The 24015-nt window shown below is 64.8% G+C and carries 20 protein-coding genes; 9 read left to right on the top strand and 11 right to left on the bottom strand.

The window, feature by feature from the left end:
* Nucleotides 1-112 precede the first annotated feature (112 nt).
* The 8 genes from ACZ9H4_RS03780 to ACZ9H4_RS03815 all read left to right on the top strand — a co-directional run bounded on the left by ACZ9H4_RS03780 (nucleotide 113) and on the right by ACZ9H4_RS03815 (nucleotide 9014).
* Entirely contained in the window at nucleotides 113-514 is a 402-nt protein-coding gene (locus ACZ9H4_RS03780) for a RidA family protein (RefSeq protein ID WP_121320060.1), read from the top strand.
* A 379-nt stretch (nucleotides 515-893) separates the two neighbouring features.
* Nucleotides 894-2603 carry a methyl-accepting chemotaxis protein gene (locus ACZ9H4_RS03785; RefSeq protein ID WP_408141806.1) on the top strand — a complete coding sequence of 570 codons (1710 nt, stop codon included), beginning with the start codon at nucleotides 894-896 and terminating at the stop codon, nucleotides 2601-2603.
* 369 nt (nucleotides 2604-2972) lie between these two features.
* Nucleotides 2973-3500, top strand: a complete 528-nt coding sequence (locus ACZ9H4_RS03790; RefSeq protein ID WP_408142071.1) for a DinB family protein — start codon at nucleotides 2973-2975, stop codon at nucleotides 3498-3500.
* A gap of 297 nt (nucleotides 3501-3797) precedes the next feature.
* Nucleotides 3798-4049: a hypothetical protein gene (locus ACZ9H4_RS03795; protein ID WP_121320058.1), complete on the top strand. Its 252-nt coding sequence runs from the start codon at nucleotides 3798-3800 to the stop codon at nucleotides 4047-4049.
* A 353-nt stretch (nucleotides 4050-4402) separates the two neighbouring features.
* A complete protein-coding gene (locus ACZ9H4_RS03800; protein ID WP_408141809.1) occupies nucleotides 4403-5395 on the top strand; it encodes a DedA family protein/thiosulfate sulfurtransferase GlpE in 993 nt (330 codons plus the stop codon).
* A gap of 93 nt (nucleotides 5396-5488) precedes the next feature.
* Nucleotides 5489-7219 (top strand): FAD-dependent oxidoreductase, encoded by a 1731-nt coding sequence (locus tag ACZ9H4_RS03805; protein WP_408141811.1) that lies wholly within the window; start codon nucleotides 5489-5491, stop codon nucleotides 7217-7219.
* Between the two features lie 168 nt (nucleotides 7220-7387).
* Complete coding sequence (locus tag ACZ9H4_RS03810) at nucleotides 7388-7663, top strand: hypothetical protein (protein WP_408141813.1); 276 nt, start codon at nucleotides 7388-7390, stop codon at nucleotides 7661-7663.
* A gap of 127 nt (nucleotides 7664-7790) precedes the next feature.
* Nucleotides 7791-9014 (top strand): winged helix-turn-helix domain-containing protein, encoded by a 1224-nt coding sequence (locus tag ACZ9H4_RS03815; RefSeq protein ID WP_408326642.1) that lies wholly within the window; start codon nucleotides 7791-7793, stop codon nucleotides 9012-9014.
* A 24-nt stretch (nucleotides 9015-9038) separates the two neighbouring features.
* Here ACZ9H4_RS03815 and ACZ9H4_RS03820 read toward each other — a convergent pair whose 3' ends face one another.
* From ACZ9H4_RS03820 to ACZ9H4_RS03855, 8 genes are all read right to left on the bottom strand, one after another.
* Nucleotides 9039-9635 (bottom strand): LysE family translocator, encoded by a 597-nt coding sequence (locus ACZ9H4_RS03820; protein WP_408141817.1) that lies wholly within the window; start codon nucleotides 9633-9635, stop codon nucleotides 9039-9041.
* A 126-nt stretch (nucleotides 9636-9761) separates the two neighbouring features.
* Entirely contained in the window at nucleotides 9762-10022 is a 261-nt protein-coding gene (locus tag ACZ9H4_RS03825; RefSeq protein ID WP_408141818.1) for a hypothetical protein, read from the bottom strand.
* Nucleotides 10023-10146: 124 nt separating this feature from the next.
* A complete protein-coding gene (locus ACZ9H4_RS03830) occupies nucleotides 10147-12306 on the bottom strand; it encodes an NHL repeat-containing protein (protein ID WP_476118281.1) in 2160 nt (719 codons plus the stop codon).
* A gap of 436 nt (nucleotides 12307-12742) precedes the next feature.
* Nucleotides 12743-13927 carry an osmoprotectant ABC transporter ATP-binding protein OsmV gene (locus ACZ9H4_RS03835; RefSeq protein ID WP_408141820.1) on the bottom strand — a complete coding sequence of 395 codons (1185 nt, stop codon included), beginning with the start codon at nucleotides 13925-13927 and terminating at the stop codon, nucleotides 12743-12745.
* A complete protein-coding gene (locus ACZ9H4_RS03840; protein WP_121320045.1) occupies nucleotides 13924-14577 on the bottom strand; it encodes an ABC transporter permease in 654 nt (217 codons plus the stop codon). The genes ACZ9H4_RS03835 and ACZ9H4_RS03840 overlap by 4 nt, the downstream gene beginning before the upstream one ends.
* Before the next feature lie 13 nt (nucleotides 14578-14590).
* Nucleotides 14591-15487, bottom strand: a complete 897-nt coding sequence (locus ACZ9H4_RS03845; protein ID WP_476118262.1) for a glycine betaine ABC transporter substrate-binding protein — start codon at nucleotides 15485-15487, stop codon at nucleotides 14591-14593.
* The gene (locus ACZ9H4_RS03850) at nucleotides 15484-16200 is read right to left on the bottom strand and encodes an ABC transporter permease (protein ID WP_408141825.1); all 717 of its coding nucleotides are present in this window, start codon (nucleotides 16198-16200) and stop codon (nucleotides 15484-15486) included. Before ACZ9H4_RS03850 ends, ACZ9H4_RS03845 begins: the two co-directional genes overlap by 4 nt.
* A 612-nt stretch (nucleotides 16201-16812) precedes the next feature.
* Nucleotides 16813-17715, bottom strand: a complete 903-nt coding sequence (locus ACZ9H4_RS03855; protein WP_408154548.1) for a DMT family transporter — start codon at nucleotides 17713-17715, stop codon at nucleotides 16813-16815.
* Nucleotides 17716-17905: 190 nt separating this feature from the next.
* Between ACZ9H4_RS03855 and ACZ9H4_RS03860 the strand changes: the two genes are divergently transcribed.
* Nucleotides 17906-18796 carry a helix-turn-helix domain-containing protein gene (locus tag ACZ9H4_RS03860; protein WP_476118263.1) on the top strand — a complete coding sequence of 297 codons (891 nt, stop codon included), beginning with the start codon at nucleotides 17906-17908 and terminating at the stop codon, nucleotides 18794-18796.
* 14 nt (nucleotides 18797-18810) lie between these two features.
* On the opposite strand, the gene ACZ9H4_RS03865 is transcribed toward ACZ9H4_RS03860, so the two are convergent.
* The 3 genes from ACZ9H4_RS03865 to ACZ9H4_RS03875 are packed head-to-tail and all read right to left on the bottom strand — an operon-like array spanning nucleotide 18811 to nucleotide 23959.
* Nucleotides 18811-21831: an FAD-binding and (Fe-S)-binding domain-containing protein gene (locus ACZ9H4_RS03865; protein ID WP_476118264.1), complete on the bottom strand. Its 3021-nt coding sequence runs from the start codon at nucleotides 21829-21831 to the stop codon at nucleotides 18811-18813.
* 52 nt (nucleotides 21832-21883) lie between these two features.
* The gene (locus ACZ9H4_RS03870) at nucleotides 21884-22633 is read right to left on the bottom strand and encodes a 2-keto-4-pentenoate hydratase (protein WP_408141831.1); all 750 of its coding nucleotides are present in this window, start codon (nucleotides 22631-22633) and stop codon (nucleotides 21884-21886) included.
* Nucleotides 22634-22672: 39 nt separating this feature from the next.
* Nucleotides 22673-23959, bottom strand: a complete 1287-nt coding sequence (locus ACZ9H4_RS03875; RefSeq protein ID WP_408326657.1) for an MFS transporter — start codon at nucleotides 23957-23959, stop codon at nucleotides 22673-22675.
* Between the last annotated feature and the right edge of the window lie 56 nt (nucleotides 23960-24015).

Here is a 24015-nt window from a genome sequence, read left to right on the forward strand (position 1 = left end):
GCGGCGGCTGCCTGAGCCCAGCGCTCAGCCACCCACGCGGCGCGCCACGGGGAGTTTTGGTCGGTTAGCGTAGCGTTTCGACAATCATCGATACGCTACGCCGACCCTTCCCATGACCTCGAGCCCCACCTTCTGGATGATCCCGCAGGCCCCGACGCCCGTCGGGCCTTTCTCCCACGCCACCGAAGCCGACGGCTGGGTGTTCGTCACCGGCCAGATGCCGACCTCGCCCACCGACGACGATGCGCCCTTGCCGGACGGCGTCGTCGCGCAAACGCGGCGGGTGATGGACAACCTCGTGCTGGTGCTGCAAGGCCTCGACCTCGGCTTGCAGCACGTGGTCGCCGCGCGCATCTTTCTGACCGAGTTCAAGCGCGACTACGCGTCGATGAACGCGATCTACCGCGCCTACTTTCCTGCGGATGCGCTGCCCGCGCGGACTTGCATCGGCGTCACCGCGCTCGCGCGCGATGCGCTAGTTGAGATCGACTTCGTCGCGAAGCGGCCGGGCTGAGCTCGATGTGCGGCGGCCGGGTATGTCCGGGAGCGGTCGGCGACAACGCCGCCGCCCGTGAGCCGCACCCGGCGCGACACCCACTTCGCGTCCTGCCCCGCGAAGCCGCGCTCGCGCTGGCCGTCGTTGCGCTGCTCGTTCGCGCCAGCGCTGGAAGCCGTCTCGGGCGAAGCGCGCGCCGATCCCGCCACGCCCCTTTCGCCGCCATTGTCGACAGCGACTTCGCCCCCCATCAAATTAACCCTGCATTAACGGCTTCAGGCTCCATAAACCTGAGTGGTTTAGTGGGAGACCCTCAAGCTCGCGGGGTTAATTGCCGTTACTCCTTGCACTCATGTCAGCACCGCGCCCACGCGCGTCAGCATCAGCAAGGAAAGCCATGCGCAACAATCAGCCTGTCACCGGGCACGAGTACGAATTCCCCTCATCCCACATGCTTGTGTCGGCGACCGATCTGGGCGGCCGCATCCAGTACTGCAATCCCGCTTTCATAGCCGTGTCCGGCTTTACGCGCGACGAGCTGATCGGCGAGCCGCACAATCTGATCCGCCATCCGGATATGCCGCGCGAAGCCTTCGCCGACATGTGGACGACGATCCGCGAAGGCCGTCCGTGGACCGCTCTCGTCAAGAACCGCCGCAAGAACGGCGATCACTACTGGGTTCGCGCCAACGTCACGCCGGTGGTCGAAAACGGCGCGGTGGTCGGCTACCTCAGCGTGCGCGTGAAGCCGGAGCGTGAAGCGGTGCGCGCCGCCGACACGTTGTATGCACGCATGCGCGCGGGCGAGGCACGCGGCGTGGCGTTGCGCCGGGGCGTGGTGGTGCGCACCGGTCTCGCCGGACGTTTGCAGGCGCTGATGCGTCTGCCGGTTGCGACACGCGCGGCGGCCGGCTACGCGCTCACACCGCTGGCATTGCTGCTGACCGGTCTCGCCGCATGGCAAGGCACGCCGCCCGCGCCCTTCTGGATCGCGTTCGGCGTCGCCACGGCGATCAGCGTCCTGTCGTGGCGCGTGCTGACACGCCAGCTGGCCGCGCCGATCGACGACATGTCGGGCTTCGCGACCCGCCTCGCCGCAGGCGACCTGACCGCCGATCTGCAGATCGCGCGTCACGACGATCTCGGCGACGTCCTGCAGGCGTTGAACCAACTGAAGGCGAATCTCGCGGCGATCGTCTACGACGTGCGCGCGCAGATCACCGGCATGCTCGACAATGCGCGTGAAATCTCCAGCGGCAACGTCGACCTCGCGCGCCGCACCGAGTTGCAGGCGGCGTCGCTCGAAGAGACCGCCGCCACCATGGACGAGTTGACCACCACCGTGCAAGCCAACGCCGACGCCAGCGGACGCGCGCTCGACCTGGCGCGCGACGCCCAGGCGGCGGCGGCCGAAGGCGGCAGGATCGCAGGCCAGGTCGAGCAGACCATGGCCGGCATCACCGAGGCGTCGCGGCGCATCGCGGACATCACCGGCGTGATCGACGGCATCGCGTTCCAGACCAACATCCTCGCGCTGAACGCCGCCGTCGAAGCGGCGCGTGCGGGCGAAGCGGGCCGCTCGTTCGCGGTCGTCGCGGGCGAAGTGCGGATGCTGGCGCAACGGTGCGCGGCGTCGTCGAAGGAAATCAAGTCGGTGGTCGAGGCGAGCGCGAGCGAAGTGGCCGCGGGCACGGAACTGGTCGCGCGCACCACCTCGCAGATGCGCGCGATCGACGAGGCGGTGGGCCGCGTGTCGTCGATCATCGTCGAAGTCGCCAACGCGAGCAGCGAACAGGCCGAGGGGATTCGCCAGGTCAATCAGGCGGTCTCGCATCTGGACGGCGCCACCCAGCAGAACGCGGCGCTCGTCGAGCAGGCGGCGGCTACCGCGCAACGTCTCGCGGAACAGGCCGACGTGCTCGATGAAGCGGTGCGTCTGTTCACGGTCGCCGAGGCCGCGTCCACGCCGCGCGCCGCGAGCGCGACACGCCGGGGCGATGCGGCCGACGCTGCGAGCCGCGTGGCGTCGGGCGTCACGCGCCACGCCATGCCTGGCACTCAGGCAAACGCGCTCGACGTCGAGCGCGAAGAAGCGACATTGGTCTGATAGATCGGCGTTACTCCCACCTCGACAGCCTACTATTGGCGCGTGAGGATGACATCGTCAGCACCCATCGTTGCAGGGGCAGGCTGACCCGAGTAACAACGGCGTTTAGTGGCCCGCCCCATTCCGGACGGGCTATTTTTTTGCGCGCCGGTTGGGTCGTCGAGGCGTGTTGAAGTGCCCGCGATGCGCCGTCACCCGCTCGACGCGGCGACTGAACGGTGAGGAAATACGGGAGTCGCGCGGGACTTGCCACGCGCCGATGCTCCGCTCACACTGGAGTTCGCCCTACGACGATTTCCATCACAGGAGACCGACGTGACTTCTTCCGACCCGGCACACGCCAATCCGCTCGCCGCGCATTTTGCCGCGATGGCGCGCAACAACGCGTGGTCGAATCTGCGCCTCTACCGCGCCTGCCGCAGCTTGACCGACGAAGCGTTCGCCGAGCGCAGGGTGAGCTTTTTCCCGTCGCTGCAACTCACGCTGAATCACATTCTGCTGGTGGACCGGTATTACTTCGACGCCCTGATCGACGGCGGCGAAGGGCTCACCATTTTCGACAACGAATTGCCCTATCCGCGCGCAGCCGACCTGTTCGATGCACAAGCGCGGAGCGATCAGCGGCTGCTCGTCTTCTGCGAGTCGCTCGCCGATGACGATCTGCAACGCGACGTGCGGATCGACCGCGGCCCATCGGTGGGCATCCAGCATGAGACCATCGGGGGCGTGCTGCCGCATCTGTTTGTCCATCAGATCCATCATCGCGGGCAAGTGCATGCGATGCTGAGCGGCACCCCGGCCGCACCGCCGCAACTCGACGAGTTTTTTCTCGCCGCCGACGCCCCGCTGCGCGCCGCCGAGCTGGACGAACTGGAGCGGCTGCGCGGGCCGCGCTAGCCTGCCCGGCTTTAACCGGCTCGTGCGTCAGCAGCATGACAGTCAGGGAGAAGGATCGCACCGCCACGGGGCATGAAAAATGCATCCGTCGTGGCGGTGAGTCGCGTTAAACTGAACACCACGCTTGGCTGTCACGGCATGCGCTGTCCGGCGAACCGCGCCAGGCAACACGCTGCGGCATCCCGGCGATGCAGGCAGGCGCGCGAGCCGCCACGCAAGCGTGACCATCGCGCGACAGACGGCGCGCCACCCTGCCCGTACAATGGCTCGATCAACAACGGAACAAGGACAACCTCGATGCGCATCACCGGGTCCTCCGGGTCAATGGCCCTGCTCACCGAATACGACGACGCAACGGCTCGCGAACTCCGCTCGCTGCGCCTCGAATCGACAGAAGACGGCAAAGGCATTCTTCTGGTCGAGGTCGACGAGCGCAAGCCGGGCATACACCGCGAAGTGCGCTACGAAATCACGCCGGCCGAGCTGATTGCCGCGATCCGCGCGCATGGCGCCGAATTGCCGGGCGAACAGCACAACCATCGTCAATGAACTGATGTGCGCGGCATGGCGCTCGTTCGCGCGTGCCGCGTGTTGCCTGTTGTTGTAGCCGGTTCACCAGCCGGGAATAAATGCGGGTGTGTCCGGAGTCGAGGCTCGCCCACGTTCGGCGACATTGATCCGCGCCTTGGCTCGAAAGCGAGCCTCGCTCTTTTCTCATTGTTCCGCTCGCGCCGCTAATCCGCGCGCTAAACCATCGGCACGCCGCCGGGGCGCAATCCATACCCGGATATCGGGCAAATTTTCAAGCCGTTTGCACGTCTTGAAAATGCGTCCATAATCCTTGCATTCAGCTTTGCTTTCCTTTACTGCGCCGCGCCCGCAAGGGTCGTGGATGTAAGTCGATGCTACATGATCTCGTCGAGCAATATGGGCCGGCGCTCGTCTTCGCCAACGTGCTGGCCGCCTCTATTGGGCTGCCGGTGCCGGCGATGCCGTCGCTCGTGCTGTTCGGCGCGATGGCGGCGATGCATCCGGGCTCGGTGGGCACGCAAATACTGCCGGTGCTGATTCTGTCGATATTCGCTACGCTGATCGGCGACAGCGCGTGGTATCTCGCCGGCCGCATCTACGGCGGCAACACGCTGAAGACCATCTGCCGCCTGTCGCTCTCGCGTGACACCTGCGTGAAGAAGACCGAGCGCTTTTTCGGCCGCTGGGGCGTGCGCGTGCTGGCCGTGGCCAAGTTCGTGCCGGGCCTGTCGATCGTGTCGATTCCGATGGCCGGCGCAATGGGCACGCGCTACCGCACCTTTCTCACTTACGACAGCATCGGCGCCGCCTTGTGGTCCGGCACGGGGCTGATCATCGGCGCGTTGTTCGCGCGGCAGATCGACATGCTCTTCGTGATCGCCGGGCGGCTCGGGCGCACGGCGGCGCTCGTCGCCGTCGTGCTGCTGCTGACGTACGCGGCTTACCGGTGGATCCGGCGCCGTCAGCTGATTTCAAAGCTCGCGTCCGCGCGCATCGAAGTCGACGAACTCGCCAAACTGTTCGCGGCGGGCAAGATGCCGGTGCTGTTCGACATCCGTTCGCATGAGAAGCGCAAGCTCGACCCGTTTGTCATTCCCGGCTCGAAATTCGCGGATGAGCGGCAACTCGACGAGATCGTCGCGACCTATCCGCACGACCAGAAACTGGTGATCTACTGTTCCTGCCCGAACGAGATTTCCGCGGCATGGATGGCCAAGCAACTCAACGAGGCCGGCTTCTCGGATGTGCTGCCGCTGCGCGGCGGCATGGAAGCCTGGCGCGATTCGGGCAAGCCGGTCGAAGCGCTGCGCGACATGCCGCCACCCGAAGTGGCGATCGACGACATCGAACCGAAGGCCGTCTAGCCCGGTTCGACAGCGAGCGCCCCCGCCTTGGCGCGGCGGCGCACCGCGGCGCCTCCCGTTCGCTCTATCAATGAACACCGAAGGAGCGGTTCAATGCTTTCGATTCAGGAAGTTCCGACTCAAGACGTTGAAGGACAACAAGCGGTAGTCGCCGATGCGCCGTTTTCGTCGCTCTCGACGCGCATGCACCAGATGTTCCCCCAACTCACCTGCGCGGAAATCGACCGCCTGCGCCGGTTCGGCGAGATCGGCCACTGGAGGGCCGGCGAACTGATGTTCGAGACCGGCCACACCGGCCCCGGCATGTTCGTCCTGCTCGAAGGACGCGTGAAGGTCTATCAGCGCGACGGCATCGGGCGCGAAGTGGTGATCGGCGAACATGGTCCGGGGCATTTTCTTGCCGAGGTCGGTCAGTTGTCGGGACGGCCCGCACTGGTGAACGGCCTCGCACTCGTTTGCGTCGAAGCGTTGCTGATTCCGCCTCAGGGGCTGCGTGCGCTGCTCGTCGCCGAGGCCGAACTCGGCGAGCGCATCATGCGCGCGCTGATCCTGCGGCGCGTGTCGCTGATCGAAAAGGGCGCGGGCGGGCCGATCCTGATCGGCAACAGCAGCGACGCGCGGCTCGTGATGCTGCAAGGTTTTCTGTCGCGCAACGGTCATCCGCATTCGGTGATCGACGAACGCGACGAAGACGCGTTGCGCCTGATCGAGCAATTCGCCGCGCAGCGGGAAGACATGCCCCTCGTGATCTGTCCGGACGGCTCGGTGCTGCGTCATCCGAGCATGCCGGAACTCGCCACTTGCCTCGGCCTGCTGCCCGACCTCGACGACTCGCATGTCTACGACGTCGCGATCGTCGGCGCCGGGCCGGCGGGTTTGGCGACCGCGGTGTATGCGGCGTCGGAAGGCCTGTCGGTGATCGTGCTGGACAGCCGCGCGCCCGGCGGCCAGGCCGGCGCCAGCTCGCGGATCGAAAACTACCTGGGCTTTCCGACCGGCATCTCCGGGCAGGCGCTCGCGGGCCGCGCATTCGTGCAGGCGCAGAAGTTCGGCGCGCATGTCGCGATTCCGGTCCACGTGAAGGCGCTCGATTGCGCCCAGTCGCCGTATCGGCTGGAACTGAAGTGCGGCGGGCATATCACCGCGCGCACGATCGTGATCGCGAGCGGCGCGGTTTACCGGCGGCCGGCGCTCGATGGTCTCGACCGCTTCGACGGACGCGGCGTCTACTACTGGGCGTCACCGGTCGAAGCCAAGCTCTGCAAGCGCCAGGAAATCGTGCTCGTGGGCGGCGGCAATTCGGCCGGCCAGGCGATCGTCTATCTGGCGACGCACGCGGCCAAGGTCCACGTGCTGATCCGCCGAAGCGGTTTTGAAGCCACCATGTCGCGCTATCTGATCGATCGCATCCGCTCGCTGCCGAATGTGTTCGTGCATCCGAATTCGGAGATCGGCCGGCTCGAAGCGGACGAAAGCGGGCTGGCCTCGGTCGGCCTGAAGAAGCCGCTGCCCGACGGTGTCGATCACTTCGACACCCGGCATCTGTTCCTCTTCACCGGCGCCGATCCGAACACCGACTGGCTGCGCACCTGCGGCGTGCAACTCGACACCAAGGGCTTCGTGCTGACCGGCACCGGCGCGGATGGAGCGGCGACGAGCTGCGATCTCGGGACGACGGTCGAAGGCGTGTACGCGATCGGCGACGCGCGCGCCGGCTCGACCAAGCGGGTGGCGGCGGCGGTCGGGGAAGGCGCGGCCGTGGTCGCGCAAATCCATCAGCTGCTGGCGGTGTCCGCCGCTGAAGCGGTCGCGCTGGGCGCCTGAGCCGAGCAACCCGCCGGGCCTTCACGCCGTCAGGCGTGCGAGGCTGCGGCGGGTAACCTGCTGTTACACACGTGTTCAACTCGTTGCACCTGTGCGCCTCCCCATTTCGTAAGATGGATGTCAGCCGTTCGACAGCGAATGGCCGGCTCTTTCGATATGGAGATTCGCATGATCAAACGCGCGATCGTATTCGCCGCCTTCGGCCTGACTGCCGCCTGCGCATCGACTGCCGCGCTGGCGCGGGTGGACGTCGGCGTGTTCGTCAATACGCCGGGCCCGGTGTATGCCGCGCCGCCCGTCATGTATGCACCGCCGCCGGTCGTCTACGCGCCGCAGCCGGTCTACGGGTACGGCTACCGGGACGATTACTATCGCGGCCGCGGCTGGCATCACGACCACGGTCGCCATCGCGGCTGGGAGCGGCATCACGGGCACGGCTGGTAAGGTCGGCAGGCGCTGCGGGGTTCGCGCCCGCTCCGATTCATCCTCCGTATTCACGCTACAGTAGCGGCTGCTGATCAGGCCGGGCCGCCCGCCCGCTCCCTTCGCAGTCACACTGACCAACGCCCGCGTGAAGACTCTGCCGCTCTCCGCAGCCCGCACCCTCCATCTGGCCGCGCAAGGTTTGCTGACGCCACCGCGTCGCAAGGCCGTCAAGGCCGATGTGCTCGACACGATCCGCCGCATGGCGCAATTGCAGATCGACACGATTCACGTGGTCGCGCGCAGCCCCTATCTCGTGCTGTTCAGCCGGCTCGGCGCGTATCCGCCGCAATGGCTCGACGAACATCTCGCCGAAGGCAAACTGTTCGAGTACTGGTCGCACGAGGCCTGTTTCGTGCCGATCGAAGATTACGGGCTGCTGCGTCATCGCATGCTCGATCCGAGCGGCATGGGCTGGAAATACGCCGCCGAGTGGCACGAGCAACATCGGGGGGACATCGAGACGCTGCTCGCGCAGATCCGCGCGACGGGTCCGGTGCGCTCGGCGGATTTCGTCCGCGAGACGGGAACGAGTAACGGCTGGTGGGACTGGAAGCCGGAGAAGCGTCATCTGGAAGTGCTGTTCGCGATCGGCCAGCTGATGGTCGCGGAGCGCCGCAATTTCCATCGCGTCTACGACCTGACCGAGCGCGTGTTGCCGGGTTGGGATGACGCCCGCGATCTGCCGCCGGCCCACAGCGTCACCACTGAAGTGCTGCGCCGTACCTGCCGCGCGCTCGGCGTCGCGCGTGCCGATTGGGTCGCCGATTACTACCGGCTGCCGCGCCGTCCCTATCGTGACGAGTTGCATGCGCTCGCCGACGCGGGCGAACTGATCCCCGTGCAAGTGGAAGGCTGGAAACAGGACACGTTCGTCCATCGTGACTTCGCGCCGCTGCTCGACGACGCGGCGAGCGGCAAGCTCGCATCGACGGTCACGACGGCGCTGTCACCGTTCGATCCGGTGGTGTGGGATCGTAAGCGCGCCGCCGCGCTGTTCGATTTCGACTATGTGATCGAATGCTATACGCCCGCCGCGAAACGCAAATACGGCTACTTCGTGTTGCCGCTGCTGAGCCGGGGCCGTCTGGTCGGTCGCGTGGATGCGAAGGCGCATCGGGCTCAGGGCATCTTCGAACTGAAGTCGCTGCATATCGAACCGGGCGTGCGTCTGAGCGCCCGTCTTGCGGGCGATCTGCGCCGCGCGCTGCAACGTTGCGCGGAGTGGCACGGCACCCCGCAACTTGCTATCACCTCGGCGCCGCCGGATTGGCTCGAAGCATTGAGCGCCGACAGCGATGCAAAAGCGTGACCCCACCGCGGCGCGAACGCACGCTCAATGCAGCGCCGCCCACGCGAGCGACAGCGAAAACACGCCCAGCACGATCGACGCGCCGCGCTGCATCTTCACCGGATCGAGCCACAGCTTGCCGCTGCCGAGCGCCGCGCCGAACGCGATCCACGCGAGCGCGATCGGCACCGCGAGGCACACGAACGTCAGCATCGCGAGAACATAGGCAGGCATCTGCGTGAAGGCGATGGGCGGAAAGATCGTGCCCGCGAACAGCAGGGCTTTCGGATTGAGCAACGTCGCCACGAACAGCATGCGCATGCCGCTCGTGCGTTGCGGCGACTCGGGCAACGCAACTGCCGCACGCCACATATCGACGGCGAGGTAGGCGATGTAGAGGCCAGCCGCCACACGCAGCAGCGACGGCAACCACGGCAGCGCATGCGACGCGTGCGCGAGAAAGCGTCCCCATGCGGAAATCGACACGAGATAGCCCGCGAGTTCGCCGGCAATCAGCGGCAAGGAGGGTCGCACGCCGTGACGCAAACCGGCCGCGGCCAGTAGCGTGTTGGTGGGCCCCGGCGTGATCAGGACGACGATGATACCGACGGCCAGCAGCGCGAATGCAGTCGCAGGGAACATGGGAGAGGCGCAATGGCGGAAACAGCGCACCTTTTTATCACAGAAGACAGGATCGCTGGGGAGCGGTGCAACGCGTGGACATGCCGCCGTCCGCGATCATCGCGTGCCACGGCGGCGCCCTCTGCTTCAGCGATCCAGCTTCGCGCGCAATTCGCGAGCGGCTTCCAGCAGCCCTTCGTAACCCGAACGCGCGTGCTCCGGCAGATCGGGATCGCCCACCAACGTGCCGAGCGTTTCGATCAGGCTGTACAGAATGCCTCTCGCCGCGCCCGAGGCAATGCCGCCGGACGATACCTGCTGATCCACGTGACTGAGCGCTGCATCGAGGCTGTCGAGGTCGGGCCGGTTGCCAGTGGGCGGCGGCTCAGGCGAAGCGTCTTGAGTCATGATGGAACATCGCTCCAGTTGATGCGTCGGTGAAGATACGTCGGTGAACACGCCATCCTTTCACGTCGTTATATACCGATCGCGCGCCGCCGTCTATTCGTGATCGGGCCGAGCGCGATCCACGTCAAGGCGTCCATCGATACATCAGGATTTTCGCGCGGGCGTCGTCTTCCAGCAGGACCACGTACTCGCCGTTCTCGCGCTGCGCCGCGCTGATGCCGAGATAGACGTCCACCCAGCCGCTCATGTTGCCGACGCTCGCGCCCGGCGTCATGTAGCCGACCGCCTGGCCCGTGCGTGCGTCGTACACATCGACCTTCGCCGTGTACAGCTCCGCGACGAAGATGTAATTGCCCGCCACCGCGACGCCGACCGTGGTCGTCTGCGGATTGCTTTGGGTATTCCACGGCAGCGAGATCGCGTACTGTTGCGTCGGCGTGCCGGAACTCCAGTTGTCGTAGCGCGCGAGCACCGGGCCCGCTTCCTTCCAATGTGTCGCGTCCCACGGAATCGCGCTCGTGAAACCGGACAGGTACATCGTGTCGGTTTCCGCGACATACACGAGCCGCGCAAGCCGCGTGAACGGCTGCGGCATCGCGAACATCTTCGAACTCGCATAGGTGTAGATCGGATTGCCGGCGGCGTCGAAGCCTTGCAACGGCATCTCGCGGACGCCGCTCAACGGCGTGGCGAGCCAGACGTTGGCTGGTGTGTCGACCCACCAGAAGCCATTGCCGACCGTGCTGCCGGTCGATGGATTGCTGCTGATCTCGCTGGTGTCGACAGTGCCGTTGCCATCGCTGTCGCGCCACAGCCATTCGCCGTAAGTCGGCTGCCCGGCGGGCCACGCGCCCGGCTGCGGATTCTGCGCGAGCAGGCCGGATGGGATCGCCATTTCGCCATGCGCCGCATCGAAGCGATAGACGTTCAGGTAATGCGCGCCAGGATCGAGCGTGTAGAGAAACGGCTTGCCGTTGATCCGGCGCACCATCGGCTCGCCGCGCACCCCGCGCGGCTGGTGGAATGCGGGGTCGCCGGGATAGTCGAAGCGGTCGAGCGTAAAGGCCGCGTACGACCATTCGCGGCCGGTGGGCTGGTGGTAGTCGAGCGTGAAGCGCTTCGAGCCCGTATAGACGGAGTTCGGCGTGGCCGGATCGAACGCGGCGCTATCGACGAACGTCAGCCCGTAGAGCCGCCAGTTGAACACACGCGAGCTCAACACGTAGCTTTCGAGCACCGCGCCTTGTCCAACCGACGTCGAGCCAATCGCGCGCGGCCCCTCGCCGTTCTGCGCGACGTAGAGATTGCCCGCCGGATCGACACCGATACCCGTGATGCCGTTGAAACGCATGTTGCCCGGCACGCCCTTCACGGCGTGAAACAGACCGTTGCGCGTGCCGATCGCCGCGCCGGCTTGCGGCTGACCGTTGGCGTCCTTGTTGAAGACGAGAATCTGCTGCAACGGCCCGTTGTCGGCGACGAGAATCTGTCCTGACGGCGTCACCGTGATGTCGGTCGGCACCGTCCCTGCCGGCAGCGTCAACGCGCTGGCGAGCGCGGCGCCATTGGCCGTGTAGTGGACGATAGTTAGGTTTCCGGAGGAAACACCGCTCAGCACCCATAACGTCGAATCGGTGTCCACGGCGATGCGTCCCGGCGAGGGCACGCTCCACGAGCGCAAAGGCTGCATCGACGCCGCGTCGTACACCACGATCCGGTTGCCGTAGGTGTCGGCGACGTACAGTTCGGTGTCGGTGGCGGCGAGGCCGCGGATGCTCGCGTCGGTGCCCGTTGTCACCGTTTGCACCGGTAGGAAACTGTTCTTCGTCGCATTCGCGCTGTTGCCGATGCCGCCGCTGAACGGCGTGCCGGTCGCCAGATTCGCAAGCGTGCGACGCGTGATGCCATACCAGGTCTGATTGGCCGGCGGATAGTCCGCGCCGACGAGGGTGTTGCTCTGGTTGCCGATCGACATCGCCGCATACAGGTACGTGTGGTTCACCGCGACCGCGTCGCCCCCGGCCGCGCCCCAGCCGTGCGTCGAACCGGCCACCGCGAGTTTGTCGCCCGCGCGGTAGGCGGCGATTTCGCTGCCGCTCTCATCCCAGAGGGAATTGGTATAAACGGTGCCGTCGGCGCCGACGCTAATGGCCTGAATATCCTGCTGCATCCATTTGCCATCGCCAAAACCAAAGCTATTGCCGATCCATGAAGTGGTGTAGTTCAGTTGCGATTGCGCGGATACGTTCACGGGAATAAGGCTATGGAATAAGACCACGACCATGCCCAGGCAAGAGAGGAGTTTCACGACGGTATTTCCTTGCGAGACACGAAACGCGCACGGCAGGCACAAAAGACGCGGTTTCGCAGATATGCGCAGCGGCCGGCCAATGCGCATATGTCAATAATGACGGTTTATATTCGCATATAAAAAGCGCAAATAAATTCTAAAAAATATTTATAGACCTTTATTCGCCCCAATTAATACGATACGCATAGGATTACGTCGTAATAACTTGCTATATAACTTTCGCGTGCAAATGCAATCGCCGCATCGACCGCAGATGCGGCGGCAATTGCATAATGGTGTGCGAAGGAGTCGCCTCGATGGCCTGGACGAGCGCGGCGGCTCTTGAGGAATGAGCGGGCCTTCGCTTCTTCGACCAAGCAAAGGCCCGCGTGCAACGTTACTGCGTTACTGCGTTACTGCTGGAGTTGCGTTACGAATGTGCGGCAGCCGCTTCCGCTGCGGCGACGGCAGGCGAGACGATCGCCGGTTGTCCCGTCTGGCGACGCGACCGTCCGGAGCTCAGATAGTCCGCGATCGAATCCTGCGTGACTTCGCCGACATAGCGGCCGTCACCATCCAGAACCGGCATCCACGACGAATTGAACTGATACATCTTCGACAGCACGATGCGCAAATGCTCATCGGCACTGACCGTCGCCTTGAACGGCGTGAGATGATCGCCGCACACGCCTTGCCCCGCGCGCGCCGCGCGGCGCGTCACGTAGCCGAGCGCCTGCCGGTTATCGTCGACGATGGTCAGATAGCGGTTGTCGCTGTCATCCATCATCTGGAAGGCGCGTGCCACCGGCATGTCGGCGCGAGCCGTTTCCGGCTGCGTGGCGGCGTCGCCGGCCTTCACCAGCAACAGGCGCTTCAACGTGCTGTCCTGTCCGACGAACGCGCCGACGAACTCATCATGCGGATGCGCGAGCAGCGTATCCGGATGATCGTACTGCACCAGCTGCCCCCGGCGGAACACCGCGACACGATCGCCGAGCTTGATCGCCTCGTCGATGTCGTGGCTCACCATGATCACCGTCTTTTTCAGTTGACGCTGCATCTGGAAGAACTCGTTCTGAATCGACTCGCGATTGATCGGGTCGACCGCGCCGAACGGTTCGTCCATCAGCAGCACCGGCGGATCGGCGGCCAGCGCGCGGATCACGCCGATGCGCTGCTGCTGCCCACCCGACAATTCGCGCGGATAGCGCTTCAGGTACTGCTTCGGATCGAGCGCGACCATCGACATCAGTTCCACGGCCCGCTCGCGGCAGCGCTTCTTGTCCCAGCCGAGCAGACGCGGCACGACCGTGATGTTCTCCTCGATCGTCATGTTCGGGAACAGGCCGATCTGCTGGATCACATAGCCGATGTGGCGGCGCAATTCGACCTCGTTCAGACCGGAAGTGTCTTCGCCGTTGATCAGCACGCGGCCCGAAGTCGGCGCGATCAGACGGTTGATCATTTTCAGGGTCGTGGTCTTGCCGCAACCCGACGGGCCGAGAAACACGCAGATTTCCCCTTCGCCGACCGTCAGGCTCACCGAGTCGACAGCCTTGACCTGCTGGCCGTCCTTCTGCGTAAAAGTCTTTGTCAGTTTGTCGAGTTCGATCATGTCTTTTGCACTCCCTTCGGTGTCAGCAGGCGTTGCAGCGCTTGCAGCAGCAGGTCGGCGACGATCGCGAGCAAGCTCACGAGCACCGCGCCCACCAACAGTTTCATCATGTTGCTCTGGCCGATCGCGCGGATGATCAGCGTGCCGAGGCCGCCCGCGCCGATCACCGCGGCAATCGTCATCACGCCGATGTTCATCACCACGGCCGTCCTCACGCCGCCGAGAATCACCGGCACCGCGAGCGGCAGATCGACAAGGCGCAACCGTTGCCACACGGTCATGCCGATACCGATGCCGGCTTCCTTGATGCCCGCGTCGACGTTGCGCAGCGCGAGGTAGGTATTGCGCATGATCGGCAGCAGCGAATAGAGGAACACGGCGGTGATCGCCGGCACGGCGCCGATGCCCTGGCCGAAGCGCGAAAACACCGGAATCATCAAACCGAACAGTGCGATCGACGGCAAGGTCAGCACCACGGTGGCAATGCTCAGCAACGGCGCGGCAAGCCACTCGTGCCGGTTGATCAGGATCCCCAACGGAACCCCGACGACGATCGCGCAGCCCACCGCGATCCCCACCAGCCACACGTGTTGCGCGGTCAGTTGCAGCAGTTCAGGCCAATTGGCCGATAGATAGTCGAATACAGTCATAAAAGGTCTCCGCTCAGGGCAGCTTGTGCGTGCGCAGGAATTCCGCCGCGACTTCACGCACCGGCTTGCCGTCGATGTCGACCTGCTTGTTCATCTCGAGCATGACGTCGTTGTTCAGCGCGTTGGACAGCGCGTTCAACTGCGGCGCGAGTTGCGGGTTCTGGTCGAGGATCGCTTTGCGCACCACCGGCGTGGCGTTGTACGCGGGGAAGTAGTGGCGATCGTCTTCGAGCGGCATGATGTTGAAGCCCTTCACGCGGCCGTCTGTCGTGTAGATCAGACCGATCGGCACCTGGTTGTTATGCAGCGCGGTGTAGACGAGGCCCGGGTCCATCTGGCGCGTTTCCGCGCGGCTGAACGCCATGCCGTAGGCCGCTTCGAGCGGCTTCAGCCCATCCGGACGGTTGGCGAACTCCGCGTCCATCGCGAACACGTGCTTCTTCTTCGGCTCCGCCGCGAGCTTCGCGGCAAGTTGCGAAATCGTGCGGATGCCGGTTTGCTGCGCCAGTTCCTGCGGCAGGCCGAGCGCATACGTGTTGTTCAGCGGCGAAGCATCGAGCCAGATCAGGCCGCGTTTCGCGTCGAGCTCTTTCACGCGCTCGTACATCGTCTTCGGATCGAGCTTCTCGGTGATCTTGTTGTAGACGATGGCCGCCGTGCCGGTGTATTCCCACACCACGTCGACCTGCCCGTTTTCCTGCGCGCTGCGCAACAGCGTGCTGCCAAGGCCGGTGCGCGCATCGACCGTGTAGCCCTTCGATTGCAGGTATTGCGAGGTGATCTCGGTAAGAACGTACTGCTCAGTGAAATTTTTTCCACCGATCACGAGCGTCGCCGCGCTCGCCTGAAGGCTCGCGACGAGCAGTGCGCCCGCTGCGATCCAGCGGCTGCGTTTGAACAGATTGATCATGCCGCCACCCCACGTCGCGCGAGCAGATAGCGGCTGCCGGCCGACACGATGCCGTCCAGTACCAGCGCGAGAATCGCGGTCGCCGCGGCGCCGAGCAAAAGCTGCTGCTGATTGTTCAGATAAATGCCAGGGAAAATCAGGGTGCCGAGACTGTCCGCGCCGATCAGATACGCGAGCGGCGCGCTGCCCACGTTGATCGCGAGCGCCGTGCGCACACCGCCGATGATGATGGGCATCGCGTTCGGCAACTCGACGCGCACGAGCGACTGCCAACCCGTCATGCCGATGCCGCGCGCCGCCTCGCGCAACGCGGGCGAAACGTTCTTCATGCCTTCATACGCATTGCGCGTGATCGGCAGCAAGGAGGCGAGGAACAGCGCGACGAGCGCCGGAATATCGCCGATACCGAAGATGCCGAGCGCGATGGCCAGCACCGCCAACGACGGAATCGTGTTGCCGATGTTGAAGATCTGCATGAAGCGCTCAGCGTGACGCGCGAACGACGGACGGCTCAACAAGATGCCGGCAGGTATGCCGACGAGCAATGCGAGGGCCATCGAGTAGCCGACCAGCAGCAGGTGCCGTTTCGTGTAGTAGACGAGATCGGGGGCGTACTGGTGCAGGGCGCCGGGGTCGATCGCACGGCACAGCAACGCGACGACAATGCCGATGGCTACGAGACTGCCGATCAGTCTGGCAGGACGATGAATCATGAAGATGCGCCTCCTTGTTCGGGCGACGCGCGCAAATAGCCGCGCCGCACAGGCGCCGTGACGACGCTGCGAATGGGAAGTTCGGGACGCGGCAGGTGCCGCGAATTGAACCGAGTGGTGCCGGGCGTGGGTTGGTTGCCCGGCGCGAGGGTGTTGGGCGGTGAACTGCTTAGTGACCTCGGTGGCTAGCCAGTAGCAAAACTGGCGCCAGATCCATCGATGAGGTGGACGGCGGCGCTGAGCCGCTTGTCCGAAGGGGTGTGAGCCCTCTTTGGAAGACCGGTTTTTCACCGGTGATGGGATGGATGCAATGTACCGCTAGTTTGCATTCAACCCCTTCTAACTTAAGCTATCTAGCTGCAATTTCGCGGTTAGGGTGCGGCGATTATACGGCGGTTAGAGAGGTTCGTCTACCCATGTGATTAATTCATGGGCAGCCCGGCGGTTTGCCGGGCAGAAAATGGGCTCCCGAAAAGGCTCACCAGCAAGCTCTTCAAGCGCCTTTTTGCCTCCCGAAAATACTCACCTGAAACTCGCCTTGAAGGGCCGCCGGAGCGGCCGTTCACGTGGGTTCGCCATCGCCTCCGGCTACGTTCACGGCGACACGCTACATCACGATCTCGCCGCCGTTCGCCGCACAAATATCCGCCGCGTCAGATCGAACGCCACCAGATTGCCGGCGACCACCAGCAACAGCCCGACCACGGCCAACGGCGACCACCGATACCCCTCGAACACCGTCGATGCCGCCAGCGCCACGATCGGAAACAGCACCGTGCAGTACGCGGCCCGCTCGGGGCCCATGCGCCCGACCAGCATCAGATACGCCGTGAAACCGATCACAGAGCCGAACACCGCGAGATACGCGAGCGCGCCGAGATAACGCACGGACGGCTCGACGGCGAACGAAAAGCCTGCCAGCCAACTCCCCATCGTGAGGATGCTGGCGCCGATCAGCATCGCCCAGCTATTGGTGGCGAACGGGTGCAAGCCCATCGACTGCATCCGGCTCGACAACAGGCTGCCGGTCGAGAAACACAAGGTGCCGAGAAATGCGATCCCAAGTCCGATCAACTCGGCGCGATTGCCGAGGTGTCCGGCCATCTGCTGGACGAACAGGCACAGAATGCCGACGAGCCCCAGCAATGCACCGGCGATCGCCGTGGGTTGCAGCGGCCGGCCCATGAAGAGACGGCCGTTGATCGAGTTTAGCAACGGCGCGATGGAAAACACCACCGCTACCAGGCCGCTCGGCACGACCTGCTCGGCGTAATAAAAGCACAGAAAATTCAGGCAGAAGAGCGTGAAACCCTGCGCGAACAGAAAGCGCCACGCGGCGCGCGGCGGCCAGATCGGCCGGCGCATGATGCGCAGCAGCGCGAATAACAGCAACGCCGCGATCCAGAAGCGCCACGCAATCGATACCGGCGGCGGCACCGAACCGAGTTGCCATTTGATCGCGAGCCACGTGGTGCCCCAGATCAGAACCGTGACGACGTAAAGCAGAAGATTCATAGTCGAGCCTGCAACAGCGAAGTCGGAAGGAAGCTCGACTATGCTGCCGCGCGGCCGCCCGCACTTGTCCAGGATTGCGCATTTTTCGGCGTCGATGAGCGGCTGCACGGGGCTCGCCGTATACTCGCTCATCCAGCCCTCGAATGCCGTCCGCCCGTTTGCCGTGAACGCCACTCCGCCCGTCCCCGCGATGCCCGCCACCGACACGCCGTTCGGCCTTCAGTCGGTCTGTCACACGCTGAGCAGCGCGGACGCGCATCTGGACCGCTTCGCGTGGCTCGGCGACCGGCTCGCCATCGCCGTCTGGACGCGCGACACAAAGGAATCCGAAACTGTCTACGAACGGCCCGGCCATCACACGCTGTCGTGCTATCTGGATGGCGGCTATCGCACCGAGCGGCAGAAAATGCCCGGCCACTACGGCGCGCCGTCGCGCTTGTGCGCGCTGCCCGGCGAACACGAATCGCGCTGGTGGGTGCGCGGGCACATGCACTTCATGCATCTGTACTTCCTGCCCGAGCACTTCACGCAGCGCGCCGTTCAGGAACTCGACCGCGAGCCGCGCGAACTGACGCTCGCCGACCGCACCTATTTCGAAGACGCCCGTATCGCCGGCCTGTGCCAATCGCTCGTCAACGAAGACTGGCAGAACCCCGACGGGCTGCTGCGCACCAACGAGACCGCGCACGAAGTGCTGAGTCTGCTGCTGCGTTCGCAAGGCGTGCGCCGCAGCGACGCGTCGCTCAAAGGCGGGTTGTCGGTGGCGGCGCGGCGGCGGTTGCGCGACTACATCGAAAGCCATCTCGCGCAGACACTCACGCTCGGCGAACTCGCCGGCGTCGCGGCGTTGTCGGAGTTTCATCTCGCGCGCATGTTCCGCGCTTCGTTCGGACTGCCACCTGCCGCATGGATCGCACAGCAGCGTGTCGAACGCGCCCGCACACTGCTGCGCACGACGACGCTGCCGCTCGCGCAGGTTGCCGAACAATGCGGCTATGCGAACGCCAGCCATTTCAGCCACCGCTTTCGCGACAGCGTCGGCGTGGCGCCTACTGTGTTCCGGCAGGCTGTCGGCGTTTGAGCAAGGAGCCGGCGTTACTGCAACGCCATCGCCAGCACGCGCGCCACGTGGATCGCATCGACGCCCGCGCCATCGTGAATCTGATGCCGGCAGCTCGTGCCGTCCGCGACCATCACCGTATCGCCGTCGATCTTGCGCACCGCCGGCAGCAGCGACAATTCCGCCATCGCCTGCGAAGTCGCGTAGTGCTCGGCTTCGTAGCCGAAGCTGCCGGCCATGCCGCAGCACGACGACTCCACCGTCGACACCTTCAACTGCGGAATCCACTTGAGCACGGTCTGCACGGGCGTGAACGCATCGAAGGCCTTCTGATGGCAATGACCATGCACCAGCGCCTGCTGCGCGGCCAACGGCTTCAAGGCAAGCTGCAAACGGCCAGCCTTTTCCTCGCGCACGAGAAACTCTTCGAATAGAAACGCCTGCTGCGAAAGCCGCTGCGCTTCCACGCCGAAACCGTAGTGCAGAAACTCGTCGCGCAACGAAAGCAGGCACGACGGTTCCAACCCGACGATCGGCACGCCCCGCTCCACGAACGGCCTGAACAGATCGAGCATGCGCCGCGCTTCCTGCTTCGCTTCATCGACCAGACCCGCCGCCAGGAACGTGCGGCCGCAGCACACCGGCCGCTCGCCCTGGCGCGTGTTGAAATGCACCGTATAGCCGGCGGCCTCCAGCACTTGCTGCGCGGCGCGCGCGTTGTCCGGCTCCATGTTGTTGTTGAACGTGTCGACGAACAGCAGCACCTCTTTCAGGCCGCCGCTTCGAGCCGCTTTGCCTGGCACGGCATTCGACAGAAACGGCTTCCTGAAGCGCGGCAAACTGCGTTCAGGCGCGAAGCCCACGGAACGCTTGAACCACGCCGACAACACCGGCACGTTATCGGCCAGCGCCATCAGACCCGGCATGCGGCTCGCGGTGGCCGCATAGCGCGGCATGAAAGCAACCAGCCTGTCACGCAGACGCAGCCCATGCCGCTTGACGCGCGCCGCCCGCGCCTCGATCTTGAACTTCGCCATGTCGACGCCGGTCGGGCAATCGCGTTTGCAGCCCTTGCACGACACGCACAGGTCGAGCGTCTCCTTGACGTCGTCGCTCGCGAGACCCGCTTCGCCGAGTTGCCCCGAGATCGCGAGGCGCAACGTATTCGCGCGTCCGCGCGTGACGTGCTGCTCGTCCTTCGTCACGCGATAGCTCGGACACATCGTGCCCGCGTCGAACTTGCGGCAGTGGCCGTTGTTGTTGCACATCTCGACGGCCTTCGCGAGACCGCCTGACAGATCGTTACCGCTGCCGGGCAAGGTCTCCGCGCCCGTCAGCGGATCGCGTTCGACGTTCCACGCCGACCAGTCGAGCGCCGTGTCGATGCGCTGTTCCTTGTAGCCCGGCGCGAAGCGAAAATGGCGCGCGTCGTCCATCTTCGGCGGACGCACGATCTTGTCGGGATTGAAGCGGTTGTCCGGATCGAACAGCGTCTTGATCTCGCTGAACGCCTGATTCAGCCGCGGCCCGTACTGCCATGCGACCCATTCGCCACGGCACAAACCATCGCCGTGTTCGCCCGAATAGGCGCCCTTGTATTCGCGCACGAGTGCGGCCGCTTCGTCGGCAATCGCGCGCATCTTCCCCGCGCCGTCGCGCCGCATGTCGAGAATCGGCCGCACGTGCAGCGTGCCGACGCTCGCGTGCGCGTACCAGGTGCCTTCCGTGCCGTGCCGATGAAACACCTCGGTCAGACGGCTCGTGTAGTCGGCCAGATGTTCGAGCGGCACTGCGCAGTCTTCGATGAAGGAGACCGGCTTGCCGTCGCCCTTCATGCTCATCATGATGTTGAGCCCGGCCTTGCGGACTTCCCACAACGCTTTCTGTTCGTTCGCGTCCGGCATCTCGACGACCGAGCCGGGCAGGCCCAGATCGGCCATCAGCTCCGCGAGCTGCCTGAGCGATGCGAGTTGCGCATCGCGGTCCTCGCCCGCGAACTCCACGAGCAGGATCGCCTGCGGCTCGTCGACGAGCGCCTTGCTGATCACCGGACGAAACGCAGGATTGCTCATCGCCAGATCAATCATCGTGCGATCGACCAGCTCCACCGCCACCGGCTTCAGCTTGACGATGTGCTGCGTCAACTCCATCGACTGCCGGAACGTCGGAAAGTTGACCACGCCCAGCGTTTTATGCGCGGGCAGCGGCGCGAGCTTCAGCGTCAATTGCCGGCTGAACGCGAGCGTGCCTTCCGAGCCGACCAGCAGATGCGCGAGATTCGCGAAGCCGTCATCGGTATAGGCGCGCGGGTTCTGGCAATCGAACAGGTCGATGTTGTAGCCCGCCACGCGCCGCAACACCTTCGGCACACGCGCGACGATTTCGTCGCGCTCGCGCTGGGCGATGCGCGTCACGCCGTCGAGAATCTGCTGCAAACGCGCGCCTTGCGGTGTCTCGCGCAGCGACGCGAAACGCGCTTCGCTGCCGTCGGCGAGAATCGCGTCGATCGCCTCGACGTTGTGCACCATGTTGCCGTATTCGATCGAGCGCGAGCCGCACGAGTTGTTGCCGGCCATCCCGCCGATCGTGCATTGCGCGGCCGTCGACACGTCCACCGGAAACCACAGCCCGTGCGGCTTGAGCCACGCGTTCAGATGATCGAGCACGACGCCGGGCTCGACGGTGACGGTGCGCGCCTGCGCATCGAAGGCGACGATGTTGTTCAGCCACTTGCTCGTGTCGATCACCAACGCTTCGCCGACCGTCTGGCCGCATTGGCTCGTGCCCGCGCCGCGCGCGAGCAGCGGCACTTTCTCGCTGCGGGCGATCTCCAGCGCGACGCGCAAATCGTCCTGATTGCGCGGCACCACCACGCCGACCGGCGTGATCTGATAGATCGACGCATCGGTCGCATAACGGCCGCGACTCGCCGCATCGAACAGCACGTCGCCACGCAGCGACTTGCGCAGAAGCTGCGCGAGCGGACTCGTCAGGCGCGCGGCGGAGGGAACCAGATGAATCGGCTTGACGAGTAAAGCGGAGGTGGGGTTCGTCATATCGTCGGCTCGTGGAAATGCAGGAGACTGGGAAAACGGGCGAAGCCGCCGCCTAGTACAACGTCACGCTGACCGGCGCGAGCCCTTCGATGCGCCCGCTCGCCGTGCCCGCGTGGCGCGCAAAGAACATGCCGGTGTACGAACCGGCGGTGATGACCATCTCCGGCGTCACCGCGATGCCGCGCGAACTCGCGTGATTGACGAGCCACGTCAACAAACGCCGCGGGTCGCCGGCCGGATTCGCGGGCGCCGTCTCGACCACATCGTGTCCGTCGAAACTGAAACGCAGCGACGGCGCGACGAACGGAAAGTCCTCGCGATACGGCGTGAACTCGCCGACGATCAACGCACCGTGATTCTGCAAATCCGCGAGTTGCGCGAGCTTGTCGACGTCGGGCCACGCGGCATAGCGGCTCGCGACGATTTCGATAGTCGCGCCGATCGAACCGATGCCCGCCATCACTTCGTCTTCGCTATAAGGCGTGGTGGCAGGCTCGAAGCGGCGGCCAAAGCGAAACGCGACTTCCAGTTCGAGCCCGAGCGGCGCAAAGCCTTCGCGCGCGAGACGCGCGCCGTCGGCATGCAGATCGGCAGCGGGCAGCGGTGCGCCCTGGATCGGACCGCTCGCAGACTTCGCGCCGATTTTCCAGCCGCCGATCCGCGCGCCATGGATGCCCAGAATGTCGTGCTGGATCGCGTACGCGGCATGAGCGTCGGCGGGTATCTGCTGTGGCGCCAACGTGTCGAGCGTGAGCCGATCGCGGCGTGCCTCGGCAAGACGCCGGCTGAGTGAGGTGGTCATGTCTTTCATCGCGAACTGAGTGGGGACGGCGTGTTGCGCTTACGCGCCGATGTGGGTCGGGACATGCGAGTTGTCCGCCTGGTCGAGTGCGAATTTGCTTTCCGGCTGCATGCGGAACGCGAGCACGACACCCAGGCCCATCAACAGCATGCTGCCGACGAACGGCAAATTCCAGTTGCCGAAGTAGTCGATCAGAAAACCGCCGACCACCGGCGAGATGATCGCGGCGAGTGCCGAGCCCGTGTTCATCATGCCGCTCGCGGTGCCCGCGAATTCCGGCGCAATGTCCATCGGAATCGCCCACATCGGGCCGATCGTCATTTCGGCGAAGAAGAAGCCCGACGCAAGACACGCGATCGACAGCGCCAGGTTGTGCGTGAACATCAAGGGAATCAGCGAGAGCAGGCAGAACAGCATGCAGACCGACACCATCCAGCTACGCGCGCGCTTGAGACTGCCGGTGCGCTTGAAGATCCAGTCGGTCACGAGGCCGCCGAGCGTATCGCCGAGCACGCCGGCGAAGAACACCACCGAAGCGAAGATCGCCGACTTCTGCAATTCCAGATGATGATTACGCAGGAAGTAGAGCGGAATCCAGCTGAGGAACAGCCACAGCGTCCAGCCGTAGCAGAAGTACACGATCGTGACCGGCGCCATGCGGCGAAACAGCTTGCTCCACGGCACGCCGGCCGCTTTCGGCTTCGGCGCGGGCAGCACCGCGAGTTCTTCGGACGTGATGCGCGGATGATCCTTCGGATGTTCGGTGAAGGTGACCGCCCACACGACGACCCACAGCAGGCTAAGCGCGCCGCAGATGTAGAACGATTCGCGCCAGCCCCAGGTCGCCATCACCAGCACGATCAGCGCGGGCGCCACCGCATTGCCGACGCGCGACGCGGCATGCGTGATGCCCTGCGCGAAGCCGCGCTTGTCCTTCGCGACCCAGCGCGACATCGCCGAGGTCGCGGCGGGAAACGTGGCGCCCTCGCCGAAACCGAGCAGCACGCGCGCGGCCAGCAATGAGGCCAGGCCGCCGGCGAAGCCGGTCAGCAAGGTGGCGACGCCCCAGATCGCGCCGCAGAACAGCAGAGTGCGTTTCGCGCCGAAGCGGTCGCTCACCCAGCCGCCAATGACTTGAAACAGCAGATACGGATACGCGAAGGCCGAGAACACGAGGCCGACCTGCGTATGCGAAAGCTGAAATTCCTTGCCGAAACCCGCCGCCGCGGTGCTGACGTTCACGCGGTCGAGGTAAGTGATGAAGTACATGATGCATAGCATCACTAGAACGATACTGGTCGCACTGGTCACACGAAACCGCTTCATCGTCTCTCTCCATGGCATGTGTCGACGGCGCGCCTGAGTGGCGCGCCACGTCGTTG

It is taken from the genome of Paraburkholderia sp. TE9906, assembly GCF_056279605.1.